20 protein-coding genes are annotated in these 23,650 nt (G+C 61.5%); 16 read left to right on the plus strand and 4 right to left on the minus strand.

What is annotated here, in order from left to right:
* Nucleotides 1–285 precede the first annotated feature (285 nt).
* The 16 genes from mraZ (at nt 286) to lpxC (ending at nt 18,092) form a co-directional block, all read left to right on the plus strand.
* Nucleotides 286–741 (plus strand): division/cell wall cluster transcriptional repressor MraZ, encoded by a 456-nt coding sequence (gene mraZ, locus ACZRMO_RS01360; RefSeq protein ID WP_003171868.1) that lies wholly within the window; start codon nt 286–288, stop codon nt 739–741.
* Nucleotides 738–1,685, plus strand: coding sequence for a 16S rRNA (cytosine(1402)-N(4))-methyltransferase RsmH (gene rsmH / locus ACZRMO_RS01365; protein ID WP_026137039.1), 948 nt, complete (start codon nt 738–740; stop codon nt 1,683–1,685). Before mraZ ends, rsmH begins: the two co-directional genes overlap by 4 nt.
* Nucleotides 1,682–1,975: a cell division protein FtsL gene (gene ftsL, locus ACZRMO_RS01370; protein WP_017738702.1), complete on the plus strand. Its 294-nt coding sequence runs from the start codon at nt 1,682–1,684 to the stop codon at nt 1,973–1,975. Before rsmH ends, ftsL begins: the two co-directional genes overlap by 4 nt.
* Nucleotides 1,975–3,717, plus strand: a complete 1,743-nt coding sequence (locus ACZRMO_RS01375; RefSeq protein ID WP_017738701.1) for a peptidoglycan D,D-transpeptidase FtsI family protein — start codon at nt 1,975–1,977, stop codon at nt 3,715–3,717. Before ftsL ends, ACZRMO_RS01375 begins: the two co-directional genes overlap by 1 nt.
* Nucleotides 3,717–5,180: a UDP-N-acetylmuramoyl-L-alanyl-D-glutamate--2,6-diaminopimelate ligase gene (locus tag ACZRMO_RS01380; protein WP_463971641.1), complete on the plus strand. Its 1,464-nt coding sequence runs from the start codon at nt 3,717–3,719 to the stop codon at nt 5,178–5,180. Before ACZRMO_RS01375 ends, ACZRMO_RS01380 begins: the two co-directional genes overlap by 1 nt.
* Nucleotides 5,173–6,543: a UDP-N-acetylmuramoyl-tripeptide--D-alanyl-D-alanine ligase gene (locus ACZRMO_RS01385; RefSeq protein ID WP_463971642.1), complete on the plus strand. Its 1,371-nt coding sequence runs from the start codon at nt 5,173–5,175 to the stop codon at nt 6,541–6,543. Before ACZRMO_RS01380 ends, ACZRMO_RS01385 begins: the two co-directional genes overlap by 8 nt.
* Entirely contained in the window at nt 6,543–7,625 is a 1,083-nt protein-coding gene (gene mraY / locus ACZRMO_RS01390) for a phospho-N-acetylmuramoyl-pentapeptide-transferase (RefSeq protein ID WP_017738698.1), read from the plus strand. The genes ACZRMO_RS01385 and mraY overlap by 1 nt, the downstream gene beginning before the upstream one ends.
* A gap of 6 nt (nt 7,626–7,631) precedes the next feature.
* Nucleotides 7,632–8,978, plus strand: a complete 1,347-nt coding sequence (murD, locus tag ACZRMO_RS01395) for a UDP-N-acetylmuramoyl-L-alanine--D-glutamate ligase (RefSeq protein ID WP_207040027.1) — start codon at nt 7,632–7,634, stop codon at nt 8,976–8,978.
* Nucleotides 8,975–10,198: a putative lipid II flippase FtsW gene (gene ftsW / locus ACZRMO_RS01400; RefSeq protein ID WP_463971643.1), complete on the plus strand. Its 1,224-nt coding sequence runs from the start codon at nt 8,975–8,977 to the stop codon at nt 10,196–10,198. Before murD ends, ftsW begins: the two co-directional genes overlap by 4 nt.
* Nucleotides 10,188–11,258 (plus strand): undecaprenyldiphospho-muramoylpentapeptide beta-N-acetylglucosaminyltransferase, encoded by a 1,071-nt coding sequence (gene murG, locus ACZRMO_RS01405; protein WP_463971644.1) that lies wholly within the window; start codon nt 10,188–10,190, stop codon nt 11,256–11,258. Before ftsW ends, murG begins: the two co-directional genes overlap by 11 nt.
* The gene (gene murC, locus ACZRMO_RS01410; RefSeq protein WP_124527428.1) at nt 11,251–12,699 is read left to right on the plus strand and encodes a UDP-N-acetylmuramate--L-alanine ligase; all 1,449 of its coding nucleotides are present in this window, start codon (nt 11,251–11,253) and stop codon (nt 12,697–12,699) included. The genes murG and murC overlap by 8 nt, the downstream gene beginning before the upstream one ends.
* The gene (locus ACZRMO_RS01415; protein WP_463971645.1) at nt 12,696–13,652 is read left to right on the plus strand and encodes a D-alanine--D-alanine ligase; all 957 of its coding nucleotides are present in this window, start codon (nt 12,696–12,698) and stop codon (nt 13,650–13,652) included. Before murC ends, ACZRMO_RS01415 begins: the two co-directional genes overlap by 4 nt.
* A gap of 5 nt (nt 13,653–13,657) precedes the next feature.
* Nucleotides 13,658–14,527 (plus strand): cell division protein FtsQ/DivIB, encoded by an 870-nt coding sequence (locus ACZRMO_RS01420; protein ID WP_463971646.1) that lies wholly within the window; start codon nt 13,658–13,660, stop codon nt 14,525–14,527.
* Nucleotides 14,528–14,542: 15 nt separating this feature from the next.
* Nucleotides 14,543–15,805 (plus strand): cell division protein FtsA, encoded by a 1,263-nt coding sequence (ftsA, locus tag ACZRMO_RS01425; RefSeq protein WP_017738691.1) that lies wholly within the window; start codon nt 14,543–14,545, stop codon nt 15,803–15,805.
* 66 nt (nt 15,806–15,871) lie between these two features.
* Nucleotides 15,872–17,068 carry a cell division protein FtsZ gene (ftsZ, locus tag ACZRMO_RS01430; protein ID WP_017738690.1) on the plus strand — a complete coding sequence of 399 codons (1,197 nt, stop codon included), beginning with the start codon at nt 15,872–15,874 and terminating at the stop codon, nt 17,066–17,068.
* Between the two features lie 112 nt (nt 17,069–17,180).
* Nucleotides 17,181–18,092, plus strand: coding sequence for a UDP-3-O-acyl-N-acetylglucosamine deacetylase (lpxC, locus tag ACZRMO_RS01435; RefSeq protein WP_003171886.1), 912 nt, complete (start codon nt 17,181–17,183; stop codon nt 18,090–18,092).
* 200 nt (nt 18,093–18,292) lie between these two features.
* On the opposite strand, the gene ACZRMO_RS01440 is transcribed toward lpxC, so the two are convergent.
* The 4 genes from ACZRMO_RS01440 to ACZRMO_RS01455 all read right to left on the minus strand — a co-directional run bounded on the left by ACZRMO_RS01440 (nt 18,293) and on the right by ACZRMO_RS01455 (nt 23,627).
* Nucleotides 18,293–19,786, minus strand: coding sequence for a sensor domain-containing diguanylate cyclase (locus tag ACZRMO_RS01440; protein WP_463971647.1), 1,494 nt, complete (start codon nt 19,784–19,786; stop codon nt 18,293–18,295).
* Nucleotides 19,787–19,872: 86 nt separating this feature from the next.
* Nucleotides 19,873–21,195, minus strand: coding sequence for an OprD family porin (locus ACZRMO_RS01445; protein WP_463971648.1), 1,323 nt, complete (start codon nt 21,193–21,195; stop codon nt 19,873–19,875).
* Nucleotides 21,196–21,595: 400 nt separating this feature from the next.
* Nucleotides 21,596–22,960, minus strand: a complete 1,365-nt coding sequence (locus tag ACZRMO_RS01450; RefSeq protein ID WP_463971649.1) for a heavy metal sensor histidine kinase — start codon at nt 22,958–22,960, stop codon at nt 21,596–21,598.
* Complete coding sequence (locus ACZRMO_RS01455; RefSeq protein ID WP_124527423.1) at nt 22,950–23,627, minus strand: heavy metal response regulator transcription factor; 678 nt, start codon at nt 23,625–23,627, stop codon at nt 22,950–22,952. The genes ACZRMO_RS01450 and ACZRMO_RS01455 overlap by 11 nt, the downstream gene beginning before the upstream one ends.
* Nucleotides 23,628–23,650: the final 23 nt, after the last annotated feature.

Here is a 23,650-nt window from a genome sequence, read left to right on the forward strand (position 1 = left end):
TTGGCAGATGCATCTTCGTAATACCAAAAAAATCTTACTCTTAATAAATTACTTTAACTTCGAGCCATAGCTCTTTGAGCTGTTTGTGCTTGTTGGGTCAAAAACATCGCCAAACTCTCGTTTCTCCTCCCTTTACGCTCCTAAATCTCCGTTCTGTAAGGCTTTTCCTTGAATCCGCGCCTTGACGGTGTGGTGGGCGCATTCCTATAGTGTGCGCAAGTGGCGGAAAGTGGCACAAAGTGGGTTTTTTGAACGTAAAACGCTAAAATTTGGAGAAACGCATCTGTGTTTCGCGGAGCTAACGCTATCAGTCTCGATGCAAAAGGCCGTCTCGCTATGCCGAGCCGGTATCGTGACGAGCTGATTTCGCGAAGTTCCGGGCAGTTGATCATCACTATCGATGCCGTTGACCCTTGTTTATGTGTTTACCCCCTCGATGAGTGGGAACTGATTGAAACCAAGTTGCGTGCCTTGCCTTCATTGCGTGAAGAAAACCGCCGCCTGCAGCGTTTGCTGATTGGCAATGCCGTTGACCTTGAGCTCGATGGCAGTGGTCGTTTCCTGGTGCCGCCGCGTTTGCGCGAGTACGCCAAGCTGGACAAGCGCGCAATGCTGGTGGGCCAACTGAACAAGTTCCAATTGTGGGACGAAGATGCCTGGGATGCTGTTTCTGCAGCTGACCTGGCTGCTATTCAACAACCGGGCGCCATGCCTGATGAACTGCGTGATTTGATCCTGTGACTATTGATAGCGGCTTTAACCACATCACCGTATTGCTTGACGAAGCCGTTGAGGCTCTCGCCGTGCGCGCGGATGGTTGCTATCTGGATGGCACATTCGGCAGGGGCGGGCACAGCCGGTTGATACTCAGCCAGCTCGGGTCCGACGGTAAACTCCTCGGGTTCGATAAAGACCCCCAAGCGATTGCCACCGGGCAAGCGCTAGCGGCCGAAGACGGCCGCTTTGTCGTTGTGCAGCGCAGCTTTGCCGAGCTGGGTGCCGAAGTGGCCGAACGCGGCATGGCAGGCAAGGTGGCCGGGGTTTTGCTCGACCTGGGTGTGTCTTCGCCACAGCTTGACGACCCTGAGCGCGGCTTCAGTTTCATGAACGATGGCCCCCTCGACATGCGCATGGACCCTACCCGGGGCATCAGCGCTGCGCAGTTCATCGCCACCGCGCCCCATGAAGAAATCACCCGCGTGTTCAAGGAATACGGTGAAGAGCGCTTCGCCGGTCGCATGGCCCGTGCCGTGGTCGAGCGTCGTGAAATCCAGCCGTTCGAGCGCACCGCCGACCTGGCCGAAGTGCTGAAAGTCGCCAATCCGGCGTGGGAAAAGGGCAAGAACCCGGCAACCCGTGCGTTCCAGGGCCTGCGCATTCACGTCAACAACGAATTGGGCGATCTGGAGGCGGGCCTCGAAGCCGCGCTGGACGCCTTGGAAGTGGGCGGTCGCCTGGTGGTGATCAGCTTCCACTCCCTGGAAGACCGTATCGTCAAACTGTTCATGCGTCGCCTGGTCAAGGGTGAGTCCGACAACCTGCCGCGCAACTTGCCGGTACGTTTCGAAGCCTTTGTGCCGAAAATCAAAATCCATGGCAAAGCGCAGTTCGCTTCCGAAGCCGAACTCAAGGCCAACCCACGCTCCCGCAGCGCTGTCATGCGCGTTGCCGAGAAGCTGCGGTGAGCAAGCTTTTTGCCAAGCCCCTCCCGGGCGGCAGCTTCTTCATGATGCTGCTGTACGTCGGCGTGCTGGTGTCCGCGATTGCGGTGTCCTACAGCGCCCACTACAACCGCCAATTGCTCAACACCCTGTATGGGGAGTTGAGTGTGCGCGACAAGGCGCAAGCGGAATGGGGCCGGCTGATCCTGGAACAAAGCACCTGGACGGCCCATAGCCGTATCGAAGTGCTGGCCACCGAACAGCTGAAAATGCACATCCCTGGCGCGGCCGAAGTCCGCATGGTGGCGCCATGATGAAACTCGAAGGCGCGCTCTACCCATGGCGCTTCCGCCTGATGCTCGGCTTGCTGGCATTGATGGTGGGCGCGATTGCCTGGCGGATCATCGATCTGCAAGTGGTCGATCGCGACTTCCTGATCGGCGAGGGCAACGCCCGTAGCCTGCGTCATATCCCGATTCCTGCACACCGCGGCCTGATCACCGACCGTAACGGCGAGCCCCTGGCCGTCAGTACCCCGGTGACCACCCTGTGGGCCAACGCCAAGGAATTGCAGGTGGCCAAGGATCGCTGGCCGGCACTGGCCAGTGCCCTCGGCCAAGACCCGAAAGCCCTGGCCGAACGCCTGGAAGCCCAGGCCAACAAAGAATTCATCTACCTTGTTCGCGGGCTCACCCCTGAACAGGGCCAGCAAGTGCTCGACCTTAAAGTCCCCGGTGTCTATGGCATCGAGGAGTTCCGTCGTTTCTATCCCGCCGGTGAAACCACCGCCCATATGGTCGGCTTTACCGACATCGACGACCACGGTCGCGAAGGCGTGGAACTGGCCTACGATGAATGGCTGGCCGGGGTTCCCGGCAAACGACAAGTCATCAAGGATCGGCGCGGCAGACTGATCAAGGATGTCCAAGTCACCAAAAACGCCAAGGCCGGTAAGCCCTTGGCGTTGTCGATTGACTTGCGCCTGCAATACCTGGCCAACCGCGAGCTGCGTAACGCGATCATCGAGAACGGCGCCAAGGCCGGCAGCCTGGTGATCATGGACGTGAAGACCGGCGAGATCCTCGCCATGGTCAACCAGCCGACCTACAACCCGAACAACCGTCGCAACCTGCAACCGGCGATGATGCGTAACCGCGCGATGATCGACGTGTTCGAACCGGGTTCGACCATGAAAGCCATCTCCATGAGTGCCGCCCTCGAAACCGGCCGCTGGAAGCCCAGCGACAAGGTCGAGGTGTATCCGGGTACCTTGCAGTTGGGCAAATACACCATTCGTGACGTGTCCCGCACCGAAGGTCCGGTGCTGGATCTGACAGGTATCCTGATCAACTCCAGTAACGTGGGCATGAGTAAGGTCGCCTTCGATATCGGCGGCGAAACCATCTACCACCTGGCGCAGAAAATCGGCCTGGGCCAACCCACCGGCCTCGATTTTCCAGGTGAGCGCGTGGGCAACCTGCCGAACTACCGCGACTGGAAAAAAGCCGAGACCGCCACGCTGTCCTACGGCTACGGCCTGTCGGTGACCGCGATCCAGCTGGCCCACGCGTTCTCTGTTTTGGCCAACAATGGCCGCATGGTTCCGCTGAGCCTGATCCATGTCGACGAAGCGCCGAAAGCCACCCAGGTGATCCCGGAAAACGTCGCCAAGACCATGCAAGGCATGCTGCAACAAGTGATCGAAGCCCCACGTGGCGTGTTCCGTGCGCAGGTGCCGGCGTATCACGTGGCAGGCAAGTCCGGTACCGCGCGTAAAACGTCGGTGGGCACCAAGGGCTATGCCGAAAACTCCTACCGTTCGCTGTTCGCCGGCTTCGGCCCGATGAGCGACCCGCGCTACGCCATCGTCGTAGTGATCGATGAACCGAGTAAAGCGGGCTACTTCGGTGGCCTGGTATCGGCGCCGGTGTTCAGCAAAGTGATGTCCGGCACCCTGCGCCTGATGAACATCACGCCGGACAACCTGCCGCCGACCCAACAAGCGAACGCCGGACCACCGGCCGCTGCCGTAAAAGCCAATGGAGGGCGCGGCTGATGTCTCTGAGCCTGAACAAGATTTTCGCCCACGCTGGCCGCGATCTATTGATCCGCGAGCTGAGCCTGGACAGCCGCAATGTGCGTGCCGGTGACCTGTTCCTGGCCGTGCCGGGTGGCAAGGTCGATGGTCGTGACCATATCGCCGATGCTTTGCAGCGCGGCGCGGCGGCGGTGGCTTATGAAGTGGAAGGCGCTACCGTGCTGCCGATCACTGACGTGCCGTTGATTCCGGTCAAGGGCCTGGCCAAACAGCTGTCGGACATCGCCGGGCGTTTTTATGGCGACCCGAGCCGTCACGTCAATCTGGTGGGCGTCACCGGCACCAATGGCAAGACCAGCGTGACCCAGTTGGTCGCCCAGGCCTTGGATCTGCTCGGTCAGCACTGCGGCATTATCGGCACCCTTGGCACCGGTTTTTATGGCGCGCTGCACAGCGGCCTGCACACCACGCCGAACCCTATCGCCGTGCAAGCGACCCTGGCCGACCTGAAAAAGGCCGGTGCCAAGGCGGTTGCCATGGAAGTCTCGTCCCACGGTTTGCATCAGGGCCGCGTTGCTGCGCTGGCCTTTGATGTGGCGGTGATGACCAACCTTTCCCGCGATCACCTGGACTACCACGGCACCATGGAGGCTTACGCTGCCGAAAAGGCCAAGCTGTTTGCCTGGAATGACCTGAAGTGCCGGGTGGTGAACCTGGACGACGAATTCGGTCGCCAGTTGGCGGCGCAAGAGCATGAGTCGCGCCTGATCAGCTACAGCCTGGAAGATTCCAGTGCGTACCTGTATTGCCGCGATGCCCAATTTAATGACGAGGGCGTGCGTGCCACGCTGGTGACGCCACAAGGCGAGCACCATCTGCGTAGCAGCCTGCTCGGTCGCTTCAACCTGAGCAATGTCCTCGCCGCTGTCGGCGCGTTGCTCGGCCTGGATTACGCCCTCGACGAAATCCTGCGGGTTCTGCCCAAGCTGGAAGGCCCGGTCGGTCGCATGCAGCGTTTGGGTGGCGGTTCGCAGCCACTGGTGGTGGTCGATTACGCCCACACCCCGGATGCCCTGGAAAAAGTCCTGGTCGCCCTGCGCCCACATGCCAAGGGCAAATTGCTTTGCCTGTTCGGCTGCGGCGGCGACCGTGATCGCGGCAAGCGTCCGTTGATGGCCGAGATCGTCGAGCGCCTCGCAGACGGTGTGCTCGTCACCGACGACAACCCGCGCAGCGAAGACCCGAGCCAGATTTTCGACGACATCCGTGTCGGCTTCAAAGACGCGTCCAAGGTGACGTTTGTCGCCGGACGGGGCGCCGCCATTGCCCAGCTGATTGCCAGCGCCGGTGTGGATGACGTCGTGGTGCTGGCCGGCAAGGGGCACGAGGACTACCAGGAAATCAACGGCGAACGCCATGCCTTCTCCGATCTGGTCGAGGCCGATCACGCCTTGACCGCCTGGGAGGTCGCCCATGCTTAAGGCGATGACATTCAGCGAACTGACCCAGGCCCTGGCGGCCCGTGTACTGTCGAGCGATTGCCGCTTCGACGGTGTCAGTATCGACAGTCGCAACATCAAGCCGGGCCAATTGTTCGTCGCCTTGGCGGGCCCGCGTTTCGATGGTCACGACTACCTGAATGACGTCGCTGCCAAAGGTGCCGTGGGCGCCTTGGTGCAGCGTGAAGTGGCAGATTCCACCTTGCCGCAATTGCTGGTCGCCGATACCCGCTTGGCCCTGGGCCAGTTGGGCGCGCTGAACCGTGCCGCGTTCGATAAGCCTGTTGCAGCCATCACCGGCTCCAGCGGCAAGACCACGGTCAAGGAACTGCTCGCCGGCATCCTGCGCACGCGCGGCCCGGTGCTCGCTACCCGTGGCAACCTGAACAATGATTTTGGCGCACCGCTGACCCTGCTCGAACTGGCCCCGGAGCACACGGCGGCCGTCATCGAGCTGGGCGCGTCGCGCATTGGCGAGATCGCCTACACCGTGGCGCTGACCAAGCCCCACGTGGCGATCATCAACAACGCCGGTACCGCCCACGTCGGCGAGTTCGGCGGCCCGGAGAAAATTGTCGAAGCCAAGGGCGAAATCCTTGAGGGCCTCGATGCCTCGGGCACCGCTGTATTGAATCTGGACGACAAGGCCTTCGAGACCTGGCGTGTACGCGCCGCCGGTCGCAAGGCCCTGACGTTTGCCGTGCGCAATGCCGCGGCTGATTTCCATGCGTCCAACATCACCGTTGATGCCCGTGGCTGCCCGTCCTTCACCTTGCACACGCCACAAGGCAGTGAGCAGGTGCAGTTGAACCTGCTGGGCAACCATAACGTCGCCAATGCACTGGCCGCCGCCGCTGCCGCCCACGCCCTGGGCGTGTCGCTGTTCGGTATTGCCGCTGGCCTGGGTGCGGTGCAGCCGGTCAAGGGCCGTACGGTGGCGCAGTTGGCGACCAATGGCATGCGTGTGATCGATGACACCTACAACGCCAACCCGTCCTCCATTAATGCCGCCGTTGATCTGCTGAAGGGCTTTGCCGGCCGCAAGGTGCTGGTGCTCGGTGATATCGGTGAGCTGGGCGACTGGGCTGAGCAAGGCCACCGCGAAGTCGGTGCCTATGCCGCTGGCAAGGTCGACGCGCTGTATGCCGTGGGTACGAACATGGCCCACGCGGTCAATGCCTTCGGCCCCGGCGCACGGCATTTCGCCACCCAGGCCGAGTTGATCCAGGCGCTGGCGGCGGCCGAACACGACAAACAAACCACTATTTTGATCAAGGGATCGCGCAGCGCGGTGATGGAAAACGTCGTCGCGGCCTTGTGTGGCTCAAGTACGGAGAAACATTAATGCTGCTGCTGCTGGCTGAGTATCTGCAACAGTTCCACAAAGGCTTCGCGGTCTTTCAGTACCTGACCCTGCGCGGGATCCTGGGTGTGCTGACCGCGCTGTCGCTGTCGCTGTTTTTGGGGCCGTGGATGATCCGCACCCTGCAGAACCTGCAAATTGGTCAATCGGTTCGTAATGACGGCCCGCAGTCGCACCTGTCCAAATCCGGTACTCCGACCATGGGCGGCGCGTTGATCCTGTCGTCGATTGGCATCAGCACCTTGCTCTGGGCCGACCTGCACAACCGCTACGTGTGGACGGTGTTGCTGGTGACCCTGTTGTTTGGCGCCATCGGCTGGGTCGATGACTACCGCAAAGTGATCGAGAAAAACTCCAAGGGGCTGCCAAGCCGCTGGAAGTATTTCTGGCAGTCGGTATTCGGCCTGGGTGCAGCGATCTTCCTGTTCATGACGGCGCCAAGTGCGGTGGAAACCACCCTGATCATCCCGATGCTCAAGGACGCCAGCATTCCACTGGGCGTGGGCTTCGTGGTGCTGACCTATTTCGTGATCGTCGGCTCCAGCAACGCGGTGAACCTCACCGACGGCCTCGACGGCCTGGCGATCATGCCGACGGTGATGGTGGGCGGCGCGCTCGGCATCTTCTGCTACCTGTCGGGTAACGTGAAATTCGCTGAATACCTGCTGATCCCCTACGTACCGGGCGCGGGCGAGCTGATCGTGTTCTGCGGCGCGCTGATCGGTGCCGGCCTGGGCTTCCTGTGGTTCAACACCTATCCGGCGCAAGTGTTCATGGGCGACGTCGGCGCACTGGCGCTCGGCGCAGCCCTGGGCACCATCGCCGTGATCGTGCGCCAGGAAATCGTGCTGTTCATCATGGGCGGTGTGTTCGTGATGGAAACCCTGTCGGTGGTCATCCAGGTGGCCTCCTTCAAGTTGACCGGGCGCCGCGTGTTCCGCATGGCGCCGATTCACCACCACTTTGAACTCAAGGGCTGGCCTGAGCCGCGTGTGATCGTCCGTTTCTGGATCATCACCGTGATTCTCGTGCTGGTCGGCCTTGCCACCCTGAAACTGAGGTAGAAACGAGTGTCCCTGATCGCTTCAGACCACTTCCGCATCGTTGTCGGCCTCGGCAAGAGCGGCATGTCCCTCGTTCGCTTCCTGGCGAACCGGGGCACGTCGTTTGCCGTCGCCGATACGCGGGAAAATCCACCGGAGCTGGTCACGCTGCGCCGTGACTACCCGCACGTGGAAGTGCGTTGTGGCGAGCTGGATGTCGAGTTTCTGTGCCGTGCCGACGAGCTCTACGTGAGCCCCGGCCTGGCCCTGGCGACACCGGCCCTGCAAGCCGCCGCCGCACGTGGCGTGAAGCTGTCCGGTGACATCGACCTGTTCGCGCGTAACGCGAAGGCGCCGATTGTGGCCATCAGCGGCTCCAATGCAAAAAGCACCGTGACCACCCTGGTCGGCGAGATGGCGGCTGCGGCCGGCAAGCGCGTCGCCGTGGGCGGCAACCTTGGCGTGCCGGCACTGGACCTGCTCAGCGACGACGTCGAGTTATACGTGATGGAGCTGTCGAGCTTCCAACTGGAAACCACCCACGACCTCGGTGCCGAAGTGGCCACTGTGTTGAACGTGAGTGAAGACCACATGGACCGCTACAGCGGCCTGCCGGCTTATCACCTGGCCAAGCACCGGATCTTCCGTGGCGCCAAGCAATTTGTGGTCAACCGCCAGGATGCCCTGAGCCGTCCGCTGATGGGTGAGGGCATGCCTTGCTGGACCTTTGGTCTCGGCAAACCCGACTTCAAAGCCTTCGGCATTCGTGAAGAGAACGGCGAGAAATACCTGGCCTTCGAATTCCAGAACCTGATGCCGGTGCGCGAGCTGAAAATCCGTGGCGCCCATAACCAGTCCAACGCCCTCGCGGCGCTGGCACTTGGGCATGCCGTGGGCTTGCCGTTCGATGCCATGTTGTCGGCGCTGCGCAGCTTCGGCGGTCTTGAGCATCGCTGCCAATGGGTGCGCGAACTCGATGGCGTCAACTATTACAACGATTCCAAGGCCACCAACGTCGGCGCCGCATTGGCTGCCATCGAAGGCCTGGGTGCCGATATCGACGGCAAGCTGGTGCTGATCGCCGGTGGCGATGGCAAGGGCGCCGACTTCAAGGACCTTAAAGGCCCGGTCGCCGCACATTGCCGCGCCGTGGTACTGATGGGCCGGGATTCCGACCTGATCGCCGCCGCCCTTGGTGACGCGGTGCCGCAAGTGCGCGCCACGTCCCTGGACGACGCCATTGCCCAGTGCAAGGCCCTGGCCCAGCCGGGCGATGCGGTGCTGCTGTCGCCGGCGTGCGCCAGCTTCGACATGTTCAAGAACTACGAAGAGCGCGGCCAGTTGTTCGCCCGCGCCGTGGAGGCTTTGGTATGAGCCTCGGTCTGAGAAACATCATCAAGCCGTACCCGTCGCCGATCATCACCGGGCGCGGTATCGACCTCGACTTCCCCATGCTTGCCGGTTGCCTCGCGCTGCTGGGCCTGGGCCTGGTGATGATCACGTCGGCATCGTCCGAAGTGGCCGCCGTGCAGTCGGGCAACACCCTGTACATGATGATCCGTCACTTGGTGTATCTGGTGATCGGCCTCGGCGCGTGCATCGTGACCATGATGATTCCCATCGCCACCTGGCAGCGCCTGGGTTGGCTGATGCTGATCGGCGCGTTTGGCTTGCTGATCATGGTGATCCTGCCAGGCATCGGCCGCGAGGTGAACGGTTCGATGCGCTGGATCGGCTTCGGTGCGTTCAACGTGCAGCCGTCGGAAATCGCCAAGGTGTTCGTGGTGATCTACCTGGCCGGCTACCTGGTGCGTCGCCAGAAAGAAGTGCGCGAAAGCTGGATGGGCTTCTTCAAGCCGTTCATCGTGCTGCTGCCCATGGCTGGCCTGTTGCTGATGGAGCCCGACTTCGGTGCCACCGTCGTGATGATGGGCGCCGCGGCGGCGATGCTATTCCTGGGCGGCGTCGGCCTGTTCCGTTTCACCTTGATGGTGGTACTGGCCGTCGCGGCCGTGACCATCCTGGTGCAGGCGCAACCCTACCGGATGGCCCGTCTGATTACCTTTACCGATCCGTGGTCCGATCAGTTCGGTTCCGGCTACCAGTTGACCCAGGCGTTGATCGCGTTCGGGCGCGGCGAGTGGCTGGGCGTGGGTCTGGGCAACAGCGTGCAAAAGCAGTTCTACCTGCCGGAAGCCCACACCGACTTCGTGTTCTCGGTACTCGCCGAAGAACTCGGCGTGGTGGGGTCGTTGTGCACCGTCGCGCTGTTCGTGTTCGTGTGTGTACGCGGCATGTACATCGGCTTGTGGGCCGAGAAGGCCAAACAGTATTTCGCCGCGTATGTGGCGTACGGCTTGTCGTTCCTGTGGATCGGCCAGTTCCTGATCAACATCGGCGTGAACGTCGGTCTGCTGCCGACCAAGGGCCTGACCTTGCCGTTCCTCAGTTACGGCGGCAGTTCGTTGGTGATTTGCTGCGCGTGCCTGGGCTTGTTGCTGCGCATCGAGTGGGAGAGTCGAACCCACTTGGGCAGCGAAGAGATGGAATTCAGTGAGAGCGATTTTGCCGAGGAGCCAACCCATGGGCGCTAACGTGCTGATCATGGCGGGCGGCACCGGGGGCCATGTGTTCCCGGCCTTGGCGTGCGCGCGTGAATTCCAGAACCGTGGCTACACCGTGCACTGGTTGGGCACGCCGCGCGGTATCGAAAACGACTTGGTGCCGAATGCCGGTTTGCCGCTGCACCTGATCAACGTCACTGGCCTGCGTGGCAAGGGCAAGTTGTCCCTGCTCAAGGCGCCGTTCGTGTTGCTCAAGGCGGTGTGGCAGGCGCGCAAGGTGATTCGCGAAGTGCAGCCGGTGTGTGTGCTGGGCTTTGGTGGTTATGTGACCGGCCCGGGTGGCGTCGCCGCCAAGCTCGCCGGTGTGCCGGTGATCGTGCACGAGCAGAACGCCGTGGCCGGGACTGCCAACCGCCTGTTGGTGCCCTTGGCTGCACGGGTGTGCGAGGCCTTCCCGAAGACTTTCGACGCATCCGACAAACTGCGCACCACCGGCAACCCGGTGCGCACCGAACTGTTCATGGACATCGCTCGCGAAGCACTGAGCGGGCGCAAGGCGCACCTGCTGATCATGGGCGGCAGCCTGGGCTCCGAGCCGTTGAACAAACTGCTGCCGGAAGCCCTGGCGCAACTCCCTGTGGAATTGCGTCCGGAGGTCTTCCATCAGGCCGGCAAAGATCATGGTGAAGTCACCGCCTCGCGCTATCGCGAAGCCGGTGTCGAGGCGAACGTCCAGCCCTTCATCAAAGACATGGCCCAAGCCTATGGCTGGGCCGACCTGGTGGTCTGCCGCTCCGGCGCGTTGACCGTCAGTGAACTGGCCGCCGCCGGTCTGCCGTCCTTGCTGGTGCCTTTGCCCCACGCAATCGACGATCACCAGACCCGCAACGCCGAATATTTGGCCGGGGAGGGCGCTGCCTTCCTGCTGCCGCAAAGAACGACTGGCGCCGCCGATTTGGCCGCACGCCTGACCGAGGTTTTGATGCAACCGGAACGACTCAACAGCATGGCGAGCACCGCAAGCCGCCTGGCCAAACCTGACGCAACCCGCACCGTGGTCGATATCTGCCTGGAGGTGGCCCATGGTTGAGAATCAGAAAGCCATGCCACATCCCGAGATGCGCCGCATCCGTCGTATCCACTTCGTCGGTATCGGCGGCGTGGGCATGTGCGGCATTGCCGAAGTGTTGCTGAACCTGGGCTACCAGGTGTCCGGCTCGGACTTGAAAGAGTCGCCGGTCACTGATCGCCTGAAAAGCTTCGGCGCCCAGATCTTTATCGGCCACCGTGCCGAGAACGCCGCCGAAGCCGATGTGCTGGTGGTGTCCAGTGCCGTGAACACTTCCAACCCGGAAGTGGCCACCGCCCTTGAGCGCCGTATTCCGGTGGTGCCACGTGCCGAGATGCTGGCCGAGCTGATGCGTTATCGCCACGGCATCGCCGTCGCCGGTACCCATGGCAAGACCACCACCACCAGCCTGATCGCCTCGGTGTTCGCCGCCGGTGGCCTGGACCCGACCTTTGTGATCGGTGGCCGCCTGAATGCAGCCGGCACCAATGCACAACTGGGCACCAGCCGTTACCTGATCGCCGAAGCCGATGAAAGCGACGCGAGCTTCCTGCACCTGCAGCCGCTGGTCGCCGTCGTCACCAACATCGACGAAGACCACATGGCCACCTACGACGGTGACTTCAACAAGTTGAAGAAAACCTTCGTCGAGTTCCTGCACAACCTGCCGTTCTACGGTTTGGCCGTGGTGTGCCTGGACGACCCGGTGGTGCGTGAAATCCTGCCCCAGGTCAAGCGCCCGACCGTGACCTACGGCTTCAGCGAAGACGCTGACGTGCGCGCGATCAATGTGCGCCAGGAAGGCATGCAAACCTTCTTCACCGTGCTGCGCCCTGATCGCGAGCCGCTGGATGTATCGGTGAACATGCCGGGCAACCACAACGTATTGAACTCCCTGGCGACCATCTGCATCGCCAGCGACGAGGGTGTCAGCGATGAAGCCATCGTCGAAGGCCTGTCGCGTTTTGCCGGCGTGGGTCGGCGCTTCCAGGTCTACGGCCAACTGCCGGTAGAAGGCGGCGACGTGATGCTGGTGGACGACTACGGTCACCACCCGACCGAAGTCGCGGCCGTGATCAAGGCCGTGCGCGGTGGCTGGCCGGAGCGCCGCCTGGTGATGGTCTACCAGCCGCACCGCTACAGCCGTACCCGCGATCTGTACGACGATTTCGTCAATGTATTGGCCGATGCCAACGTGCTGCTGCTGATGGAGGTGTACCCGGCCGGTGAAGAACCGATCCCGGGCGCCGACAGCCGCAAGCTGTGCAACAGCATCCGTCAGCGTGGCCAATTGGACCCGATCTACATCGAGCGTGGCGTGGACCTGGCGCCAATCGTCAAGCCGCTGCTGCGTGCCGGCGACATCCTGCTGTGCCAGGGCGCCGGTGACATTGGTGGCCTTGCCCCGAAATTGCTGGCGAGCCCGCTGTTTGCCGCCGCCGAGAAGGGGAAGTCGAAATGATCACTGACTACGCCTCCCTGTTCTCCAAAATCGCCCCTGCCGACTTCGGTCGCGTAGCGGTATTGTTCGGCGGCAAAAGTGCTGAGCGCGAAGTGTCGCTCAAGTCCGGCAATGCCGTGCTTGAAGCCCTGCAAAGTGCTGGCGTGAACGCCTTCGGCATCGACGTGGGTGATGACTTCCTCGCCCGCTTGCAGGCCGAGAAGATCGACCGCGCCTTCGTCATCCTCCACGGCCGTGGCGGTGAAGACGGCAGCATGCAAGGCCTGTTGGAATGCGCCGGCATCCCGTACACCGGCAGCGGCATTCTTGCTTCCGCGCTGGCCATGGACAAGCTGCGCACCAAGCAGGTGTGGCACAGCCTGGGTATTCCAACCCCGCGTCACAGCGTTTTGTGCAGCGAAGACGATTGTATTTCTGCAGCCAAGGAACTGGGCCTGCCTTTGATCGTCAAACCTGCCCATGAAGGCTCCAGTATCGGCATGGCCAAAGTGAACTCGGCCGCCGAATTGATCGACGCATGGAAAGCGGCAAGTACCTACGACTCACAAGTGTTGGTGGAACAGTGGATTCAAGGTCCCGAGTTCACCATCGCCACCCTGCGTGGCCAGGTGTTGCCGCCTATCGCATTGGGCACGCCCCACACCTTTTACGACTACGACGCCAAGTACGTGGCCTCCGATACCCAGTACCGGATCCCGTGCGGCCTCGACGCAACCAAGGAACAGGAATTGATGGACCTCACGGCGAAAGCCTGTGAGGCGCTGGGTATCGCCGGTTGGGCGCGGGCAGACGTGATGCAGGATGACCAAGGGAATTTCTGGTTCCTGGAAGTCAACACCGCTCCCGGCATGACCGATCACAGCCTGGTACCCATGGCTGCTCGTGCAGCGGGCCTGGACTTCCAGCAGTTGGTGCTGGCGATCCTCGCAGCAAGCATTGAGCCTAGAGGCTGACAGACATGAACGGCGCATCGCTTCGACATCAGCAACCCCCAACACCCGGCCGCAAGCCGGTGCCACGGGGTGCCAGCCGCATGGTGGCTAAAGAGCCGATGTCGGCGCGCCTGCCGAAAGCCAACTTTGGTTTTCTCAAGGCGCTGTTCTGGCCGGTGTTGCTGGTGGTGTTGGGCTTCGGCACCTACGAGGGCGCGCAGCGCCTGTTGCCGTATGCGGACCGACCGATCACCAAGATCAGCGTGCAGGGCGACTTGAGCTACATCAGCCAGCAGGCAGTACAGCAGCGCATCGGCCCGTACCTGGCGGCGAGCTTCTTTACCATCGACCTGGCCGGTATGCGCGGTGAGCTGGAACAGATGCCGTGGATCGCCCACGCCGAAGTCCGCCGCGTCTGGCCGGACCAGGTGACGATCCGCCTGGAAGAACAACTGCCCGTGGCCCGTTGGGGTGACGAAGCGCTGTTGAACAACCAGGGCCAGGCGTTCACCCCGCGTGAACTGGCCAACTACGAGCACCTGCCGCAGTTGTTCGGGCCGCAGCGGGCGCAGCAGCAAGTGATGCAGCAGTACCAGGCCTTGAGCCAGATGCTGCGGCCAATGGGCTTCTCCATTGCACGCCTGGAATTGCGTGAGCGGGGCAGTTGGTTTTTGACTACCGGGGCCGGCAGTTCCGGCCCGGGCATCCAGTTGTTGCTCGGACGCGACCGCCTGGTGGAAAAGATGCGCCGCTTTATTGCCATCTATGACAAGACCTTGAAAGAACAGATTACGAACATTGCGAGCGTCGACCTGCGTTACGCCAACGGCCTTGCCGTCGGCTGGCGTGAACCGGCTGCGCCCACGGCAGCGCAACCCGCTGTCGCGAAGAATTAAGAAGAGGCAGGACCCATGGCAAACGTGCAAAGCGGCAAAATGATCGTCGGTCTCGATATCGGCACCTCCAAGGTGGTGGCGCTGGTCGGCGAGGTCGGAGAAGACGGCGTAATCGAGATCGTCGGTATCGGCACGCATCCGTCCCGGGGCCTGAAGAAGGGCGTGGTGGTGAACATCGAGTCCACCGTGCAGTCGATCCAGCGCGCCATCGAAGAAGCGCAGCTGATGGCCGGTTGCCGGATTCACTCGGCGTTCGTCGGCGTGGCGGGCAACCATATCCGCAGCCTGAACTCCCACGGCATCGTGGCGATCCGCGACCGTGAAGTCAGCGCCGCCGACCTTGAGCGTGTACTCGACGCTGCCCAGGCCGTGGCGATCCCGGCTGACCAGCGTGTGCTGCACACCCTGCCGCAGGACTACGTGATCGATAACCAGGAAGGCGTTCGCGAGCCCCTGGGCATGTCGGGCGTACGTCTGGAAGCCAAGGTTCACGTGGTGACCTGCGCCGTCAACGCCGCACAGAACATTGAAAAATGCGTGCGCCGCTGCGGCCTGGAAATCGACGACATCATTCTGGAGCAGCTGGCATCGGCTTACTCCGTGCTGACCGACGACGAAAAAGAACTGGGCGTATGCCTGGTGGACATCGGCGGCGGTACCACCGACATCGCGATCTTCACCGAAGGTGCGATCCGTCACACCGCCGTGATCCCGATTGCCGGTGACCAGGTGACCAACGACATCGCCATGGCGCTGCGCACACCGACCCAGTACGCCGAAGAAATCAAGATCCGCTACGCCTGTGCCCTGGCCAAACTGGCCGGCGCCGGCGAGACCATCAAGGTGCCAAGCGTGGGCGACCGTCCACCGCGCGAACTGTCGCGCCAGGCCCTGGCCGAAGTGGTCGAACCGCGCTACGACGAGCTGTTCACCCTGATCCAGGCGGAACTGCGTCGCAGCGGCTACGAAGATTTGATCCCGGCCGGCATCGTGCTGACCGGTGGCACCTCGAAGATGGAAGGCGCGGTCGAACTGGCCGAGGAAATCTTCCACATGCCGGTGCGCCTGGGCGTGCCCCATGGCGTCAAAGGTCTGGGCGACGTGGTGCGCAACCCGATTTATTCCACTGGCGTGGGTTTGCTGTTGTACGGCCTGCAAAAGCAGACCGACGGCATTTCCCTGTCGGGCCCGAGCATCCGCGACAGCTACCGCAGTGACGACGAAGCGAAAGCGCCGTTGTTCGAGCGTCTGCAAGCGTGGGTCAAAGGCAATTTTTAAAGCTTTACCGCAACACCGCTGGAAGCAGTAGGCGAAAAAACTAGAGAAAACGAAAGGAGAGGGAACATGTTCGAACTCGTAGACAACATCCCCGCAAGCCCGGTCATCAAAGTGATCGGTGTCGGCGGTGGCGGCGGCAACGCTGTCAACCATATGGTCAAGAGCAACATTGAAGGCGTTGAATTCATCTGCGCCAACACTGATGCCCAGGCGCTGAAAAGCATCGGCGCGCGGACCATCCTGCAATTGGGCACCGCGGTGACCAAAGGCCTCGGCGCTGGCGCCAATCCGGAAGTCGGCCGTCAAGCCGCCCTGGAAGACCGCGAGCGTATTGCCGAAGTGCTGCAAGGCACCAACATGGTGTTCATCACCACGGGCATGGGCGGCGGTACCGGTACCGGTGCAGCGCCGATCATTGCCGAAGTGGCCAAGGAAATGGGCATTCTGACTGTCGCGGTCGTGACACGTCCGTTCCCGTTCGAAGGCCGCAAGCGCATGCAGATCGCCGACGAAGGCATCCGTCTGCTGTCTGAAAGCGTCGACTCGTTGATCACCATTCCCAACGAGAAGCTGCTGACCATCCTGGGCAAGGACGCGAGCCTGCTGTCCGCATTCGCCAAGGCTGACGATGTACTGGCCGGTGCCGTTCGCGGTATCTCCGACATCATCAAGCGCCCAGGCATGATCAACGTCGACTTTGCCGACGTACGTACCGTGATGAGCGAAATGGGCATGGCGATGATGGGCACTGGCTGCGCCAGCGGTCCGAACCGTGCGCGTGAAGCCACTGAAGCGGCCATCCGCAACCCGTTGCTGGAAGACGTGAACCTGCAAGGCGCACGCGGCATCCTGGTGAACATCACCGCCGGTCCTGACCTGTCCCTGGGTGAGTACTCCGACGTGGGTAGCATCATCGAAGCCTTCGCTTCCGAGCACGCCATGGTCAAAGTCGGTACCGTTATCGACCCGGACATGCGCGACGAACTGCACGTGACCGTGGTTGCGACCGGCCTGGGTGCCAAGATCGAGAAGCCTGTGAAGGTCATCGACAACACCCTGCACACCAGCCAGGTGAGCCAAGCGGCTGCCGCTCCAGCGCCTTCGCGCCAGGAACTGCCGTCGGTGAACTACCGTGACCTGGACCGTCCGACCGTGATGCGCAACCAGGCTCAGGCCGGTGCTGCGGCGTCCCGTAGCCCGAATCCGCAAGATGATCTGGACTACCTGGACATCCCGGCATTCCTGCGTCGTCAGGCCGATTGATGGAATGTATCAGGGCTATGAAGGTGATTGGTGTTCAGCAAAGGTCTGGTCTGCTATTATCGCCAGCCTTTGTTGATACCAGTTCGCAATTTGCGCTCAAGCGGTCCAAGCCATGATTAAACAACGCACCCTGAAGAATATTATCCGTGCCACAGGTGTAGGTCTGCACTCCGGGGAGAAGGTATACCTGACCCTCAAACCTGCACCTGTCGACACCGGCATCGTGTTTGTTCGTGCCGACCTGGACCCTGTGGTGCAGATTCCTGCTCGCGCGGAAAACGTTGGCGAAACCACCATGTCGACCACATTGGTCAACGGTGACGTCAAAGTGGACACGGTGGAGCACTTGCTCTCGGCCATGGCTGGCCTGGGCATCGATAACGCCTACGTCGAGCTCTCCGCGTCTGAAGTCCCGATCATGGATGGTAGCGCTGGACCTTTCGTATTCCTGATTCAATCTGCCGGCCTGGAAGAACAGGACGCAGCCAAGAAGTTCATTCGCATTCTGCGGGAAGTGACAGTAGAAGACGGCGACAAGCGCGCCACCTTCGTCCCGTTCGAAGGCTTTAAAGTGAGCTTTGAGATCGATTTCGATCACCCGGTATTCCGTGACCGCACCCAAAGTGCAAGCGTGGATTTTTCCAGCACTTCGTTCGTAAAAGAAGTCAGCCGCGCCCGTACCTTTGGTTTCATGAGTGACATCGAGTACCTGCGCAAGCACAACCTCGCACTCGGCGGCAGCGTTGAAAACGCCATTGTGGTCGACGCGGATGGTGTACTGAACGAAGACGGCCTTCGCTATGAAGACGAATTCGTGAAGCACAAGATCCTCGATGCAATCGGTGACCTCTACCTGCTGGGCAATAGCCTGATAGGCGAGTTCAAAGGCTTCAAGTCGGGCCACGCCCTTAACAACCAGCTGCTGCGCAAGTTGATTGAGCAGACAGACGCTTGGGAAGTCGTGACCTTCGAAGATGCCAGCACCGCACCGATCTCTTACATGCGTCCCGTTGCGGCGGTGTAAGTAACAACTCTCTTTCTTTAGTTTTGAAAGGCTGCCTTCGGGTGGCCTTTTTTTATGCCTGCAATTCAAGCCCTACGGAGATCTTGCTCGTTCCCACGCTCTGCGTGGGAATGCCTCTTTGGACGCTTCGCGTCCAGCTTTCAAGGGCGGACGCGGAGCGTCCAGGGCTGCGTTCCCACGCGGAGCGTGGGAACGATCAGTCAGAGGGTCGCAGCATCCACAATCCGGTTGCGCCCAGTGTGCTTGGCCTCATACAGCGCTTGGTCCGCACTCAACAACAACGCCTCCAACGACATACGGCTGCGCTTGTCCCACGTGCTCATCCCAATACTCACCGTGATCGGCCGCTCATCGCCCGCCACCCTAGGCAAATGCTCGATGCCGCTGCGGATATGTTCGGCGATCACCTCGGCGCCCTTGGCATCGGTGTGCGGCAGCACCACCGCAAACTCTTCACCGCCATAGCGTGCGGCCAAGTCGGCAGGGCGGCGGATATTGGTACCGATCACCTGGGCCACAGTGCGCAATGCTTCATCGCCGCCGTGATGGCCGTGGCGGTCGTTGAAGGCCTTGAAGTGGTCCACGTCGATCATCAGCAGCGTCAGCGGCTCGGTCGAGCGTTGCGCGCGGTCCCATTCCAGGCGCAGGCGTTCGTCGAGAATACGGCGGTTGGCCAGGCCGGTGAGGGCGTCGGTGGCTGCCAGTTCTGACAGCACCCGCTCGGTGCGATAACGGCGGCGCAGTTCCCGGCGCAGCATCCAGGTCAACCACAACAAGCCGATACACAACACGCCGGTGGCGCCGGCGGTCAACAGTGCGGCGCGTTCCCAGGGCGCGAACACGTCTTCGCTGGACAGGGCCACCACCACAATCAGCGGCAGTTCACCGACGTTGCTGAAGGTGTACAAGCGTTCTTTGCCGCTCATGGAGGAGATCGCCCGGAAACTGCCTTCACCTTCGCGCAACATGCGTTTGAAGTTGGGGCGATCGCTGAGGTCCTTATCGATCATTTCGCGTTCCAGCAGCGGCTGCTGGGCGAGGAGAATGCCGTGGGTGTTCATCAGGTTCACGCTGCTGCCATTGCCGATGGTCAGGCGGTTGAACAACTGATCGAAATACGCCAGGCGCATGGTGGCCACGGCGACGCCGGCAAACTCACCGTTTGGCCCCGATACGCGTCGGCTGAACGCGATGCGCCACACTTGATCGCAGGCGCAGCGGATCTTGAACGGGCGGCTGATAAACAGGCCTGCCTGGGCGTTGTTCTGATGAATCTGGAAATAATCGCGGTAGGCGAAATTACGTGGCGTTGGCCACAGCGTCGAAGAGTCGGCGACCACCGCGCCATTGGCGTCCAGCAACAGCACCTCACCTTTGAAGGGCGCTGCCGTGGATTGATCAAACTGCACCAGGTGCCGGATATCCGCCGGCACCTGCGCCAAGTCCTTGCGCGTGGTGGCAGCGATCAGCCCTTGCAGCGCCATGTCGTAGAGTTCGACGTTACGCAGCACATCGGCATTGATCAGTTGGGTAATGTTGGTGGTGGCGCGCTTGGCCGACTGCAGGGTGCTGGCATGTTCGCGGATCAGCAGCGCCGCGACGATGACCATGATAAGGGCGACAGTGAGGCCACTGCCCAGCAGCAGCAATAGCTCTGGGCGTAAAGGCAGGGTACGACCACGGTCTTGGCTCATCGGGCAGACTTCAGCACTTGGAATGCTGGCAGTTTAGTGCTACCCGATGAAAATTAAATAGTTGGTTAAGAAAGAAAGTTCGCGGCTTAGAACACGTTGATCGGGTAGTCGACGATCACGCGGTACTCATCCACGTCATTGTCCACCGCCGAATAACCGTTGCTGCCGCGGTTGGTCGCCCATTGCAGGCGCACGGCCAAGTCCTTGGCCTTGCCGCCTTGCACCACATATTTGAGGTCGATGTCCCGTTCCCAATGCTTGGCGTCCTTGCCATCGGCGCTGTACCAGCGGCTGTAGCCACGGCTTTGCGGGTCGACCTTGGTCAGGTCGGTCTTGCCGCTGATGTAGGACACGGCCGAGGTCAGGCCAGGCAGGCCGAGGCCGGCGAAGTCGTAGGCGTACTTGAGTTTCCACGACCGTTCGTTGGGGCCGTTGAAGTCCGAGTATTGCTGGGAGTTGTCCAGGTACACGCTGTCGCCCTGGGTGATGTAGTCGAACGGCGTGTTGCCGTTGACCCGCTGGTAGGCGGCGGTGACGCTGTGATGACCCACGCCGACGGTGAAGTGCAGGCTGTAGGTGTTGTTGTCGATATCCCCCAGCAGCGATTGGCCGGTGTCCTGGGTGTGGTAGTAGTGCAGGCCCGGATTGAGGCTGACCAGGTCGTTCAGGGCGTAGGTGTAGTCCAGGTCGTAGTAGTACTGGTTCCATACATCCTTGAGTTCGGAGGCGTAGAGGTTGCTGGTCAGCCCGGGGATGCCGCTGAACGACACACCGGCCCAGTTGATGTGCTGGGCGTCGGTATGGCTTGGCAGGGCGCCGTAGCTGGTGCCGATGCGCTGGTGGCCGCTCTGGTTGTAGAGCTTGGTGAAGCTGGCCTGGCCGCCTTCGAACATCCAGCCGTCGAAGCTGCGGTTGTTCAGGCTGACGCCACGAAAGGTCTGCGGCAGCATGCGCGTCATGCCGCCGGCGATCACCGGGTTGTTGAGGAACAGGTCGCCGGCCTTCAGCTCGGTGTCGAATGCGCGCATTTTCAAGGTGCCGCCGGCGGTCGAGAACGAGCCGGGCGCCATGCCGTTGCCGCTGCCGTAGGGAAGGATGCTGGAGCCGTCGGTGCCGCCACCGCCGTCGAGCTTGAGGCCGAGCATGGCGTGGGCGTCCAGGCCAAAGCCGACGGTGCCTTGGGTGTAGCCGGATTCAAAGGTGCCGAGAAAACCCTGGCCCCATTCCTTGCTGTCATCGGTGTGAATATCGCGACGGTCGCGGTTCATGTAGTAGTTGCGGGTGTTGATCGTGAGGTGGGAGCCTTCGACGAAACCGTCGGCGGGGGTGGTGTCTGCCGCGTGGGCGAGAGGGGCGATCGTTGCTGCAATCGCCAGGAATAGCGGGGTGAACGTCAGCGAGTTCTTCACCGGTGGAGCTCCTTTGGTCAATCGAAAACGGCCATGTCGTGGGGGTGTTCCTGGCCTTTTTTACGGCAAAAAAAAGCCGCTGAAGTCAGCGGCTTTAAAACAGATTCCCAGTGTAGAGCCCTGGAAATAAGTCGAGGGAAATTCGGGTAAGCGGATAACTGTCTTTGCCGTCGCGCTCATCGGTGCGTCAAATTAACGCGGGCGAGCGGTGCGATACAGAGTGTAACAAGATAATGACTGTTGCCCAAATCGCAACAGTGGCAAAGAAGCAGAGTCCATGTGGGAGCGGGCTTGTGTGGGAGCGGGCTTGCTCGCGAATGCGGTGGGTCAGTCAACTTATGTATCACTGACACACCGTATTCGCGAGCAAGCCCGCTCCCACATTTTTTATCCGAGGTGTCTAGACGGGCAGGGTGATACCAAAGGTATTGCCGCCGCCTTCGCTACGCACGAACACGTCACCGCCATGCATCAGCGCTATCGCCTTGACGATGGCCAGCCCCAGGCCGTGATTGCCGCCGCTGTTGCTGCGCGACGCATCAACTCGATAGAACCGCTCGAACAGCCGTGGCAAGTGCTCGCTGGCGATCACGGCACCCGGATTGGTCACCGCGATTGCCACCCGGTTTGCCTGCAGGTCTATCTTCACATCGATGACCTGCCCTGGCGCGGTATGCTGCACCGCATTGCTCAGCAGGTTGATCAAGGCCCTGCGCAGGTGGGCTCTTTCGATGTGTACCGTAGCGTCACCGCGTACGCGCACCTGGACCTGGGCGTCTTCCAGGATGAAGTCCAGGTAGTCGAGGGTGGTTGCCACTTCGTCGGCCAGCGAGCTTTCAATCAGCGTGGTGGCCTTGCTGCCCTGGTCGGCGCTGGCGAGGAACAGCATGTCGTTGATGATTGAACGCAGGCGCTCCAGCTCTTCGAGGTTGGATTGCAGGACCTCGAAATAATGCTCAGCCGAGCGGCCGCGCGTCAGCGCCACTTGGGTCTGGCCGATCAGGTTGGTCAGCGGCGAGCGTAGCTCATGGGCTACATCGGCGTTGAACGATTCCAGGCGCGAATAGGCGAGTTCCACACGATCCAGCGTGGCGTTGAACGAGTTGACGAACTGGCTCAGCTCCGGCGGCAGCGGTGACAACTGCAGACGCCCGGAGAGCTTGGGCGGTGCCAGTTTTTGCGCCTCATCCGAGAGTTTGCCCAGCGGCTTGAGGCCGATTCGCGACACCCAGAACCCCAGCAGCGCGGCCAACACCACACCGACAAACGCCAGGCCGATCAGGGCCATCAGCAAATGATGCTGGGTGGCGTGGAAGTTTTCGGTGTCGATGGCAATGATGAAACGCAACGGCGGCCGCTGGTCCTTGGCCGGAAACTGGCTCACCAGTGCCTTGAACGGATGGTCGTAGCCTGGCAGACGCAAATCGCGCTTGCCGCTGCCGCCCTCGGCAAAGGCGCGGATCTGCGCATCGGGGCTGCCATATTCGTAGGACGGATCGCTGCTGACCACCCAGAATCGGATGCGCTTGTCTTCTTCACTGAGCAGCTTGAGCTTGCTGGTGATCTTCGCCCAATGATCGGGCGTGCCGAAGCGGCCCACCGACGACTCCAGCACGCTGTAGCGCGCATCCAGTTCGGCCTCCGGCAACAGGCCGAGGCCCCGGTCCACCTGTTGATACAGCGCACCGCCGATCAATACGAAAATCAGCAGCGCCACCAGGGTGAACATGCCGCTCAGGCGCAGCGCGATTGAGTTAGTCGACACTGCGACTCTCCAGCACATAGCCCATGCCACGAATGGTGTGCAGCAATTTTTGTTCGAACGGCCCGTCCAGCTTGGCGCGCAGGCGTTTGATCGCCACTTCCACCACGTTGGCGTCGCTGTCGAAATTGATGTCCCAGACCATTTCCGCAATCGCGGTCTTGGAGAGGATCTCGCCCTGGCGTCGCGCCAGCACGCTGAGCAGCGAGAACTCCTTGGCGGTCAGGTCCAGGCGCAGGCCATTGCGACTGGCCTTGCGGCTGATCAGGTCGATCCACAGGTCGGCGACTGTGACCTGCACCGGTTCATGGCCACCGCTGCGGCGGGTCAGGGCTTGTAGGCGCGCCACCAGTTCCAGGAAGGAAAACGGCTTGCCCAGGTAATCATCGGCGCCTTCACGCAGGCCGCGAATGCGGTCTTCCACGCGTTCGCGGGCGGTGAGCATGATCACCGGCGTCTGCTTGCGCGCGCGCAACGCACGCAATACGCCAAAGCCATCCAGGCCCGGCAGCATGACGTCGAGCACGATCACCGCGTAGTCGTTTTCCAGCGCCAGGTGCAAGCCCTCGACGCCTTCGCGCGCCACATCGACGGTGTAGCCTTGCTCCGTCAGGCCGCGGTGCAGGTAGTCCGCGGTTTTTTCTTCATCTTCAATAATCAGGACGCGCATGAGCCTTTTGTTCCAGGACGGGG

This window comes from Pseudomonas sp. B611 (assembly GCF_055407965.1).

Coding starts and splice junctions, on each gene's coding strand:
- ACZRMO_RS01385 (WP_463971642.1), top strand. CDS start 5,173: ATGCTTAAGGCGATGACATTCAGCGAACTGACCCAGGCCCTGGCGGCC.
- ftsA (WP_017738691.1), top strand. CDS start 14,543: ATGGCAAACGTGCAAAGCGGCAAAATGATCGTCGGTCTCGATATCGGC.
- ACZRMO_RS01440 (WP_463971647.1), bottom strand. CDS start 19,786: ATGAGCCAAGACCGTGGTCGTACCCTGCCTTTACGCCCAGAGCTATTG.
- murG (WP_463971644.1), top strand. CDS start 10,188: ATGGGCGCTAACGTGCTGATCATGGCGGGCGGCACCGGGGGCCATGTG.
- ftsW (WP_463971643.1), top strand. CDS start 8,975: ATGAGCCTCGGTCTGAGAAACATCATCAAGCCGTACCCGTCGCCGATC.
- ACZRMO_RS01455 (WP_124527423.1), bottom strand. CDS start 23,627: ATGCGCGTCCTGATTATTGAAGATGAAGAAAAAACCGCGGACTACCTG.
- lpxC (WP_003171886.1), top strand. CDS start 17,181: ATGATTAAACAACGCACCCTGAAGAATATTATCCGTGCCACAGGTGTA.
- ACZRMO_RS01375 (WP_017738701.1), top strand. CDS start 1,975: ATGAAACTCGAAGGCGCGCTCTACCCATGGCGCTTCCGCCTGATGCTC.
- ftsZ (WP_017738690.1), top strand. CDS start 15,872: ATGTTCGAACTCGTAGACAACATCCCCGCAAGCCCGGTCATCAAAGTG.
- murC (WP_124527428.1), top strand. CDS start 11,251: ATGGTTGAGAATCAGAAAGCCATGCCACATCCCGAGATGCGCCGCATC.
- ACZRMO_RS01380 (WP_463971641.1), top strand. CDS start 3,717: ATGTCTCTGAGCCTGAACAAGATTTTCGCCCACGCTGGCCGCGATCTA.
- mraY (WP_017738698.1), top strand. CDS start 6,543: ATGCTGCTGCTGCTGGCTGAGTATCTGCAACAGTTCCACAAAGGCTTC.
- ACZRMO_RS01420 (WP_463971646.1), top strand. CDS start 13,658: ATGAACGGCGCATCGCTTCGACATCAGCAACCCCCAACACCCGGCCGC.
- ACZRMO_RS01415 (WP_463971645.1), top strand. CDS start 12,696: ATGATCACTGACTACGCCTCCCTGTTCTCCAAAATCGCCCCTGCCGAC.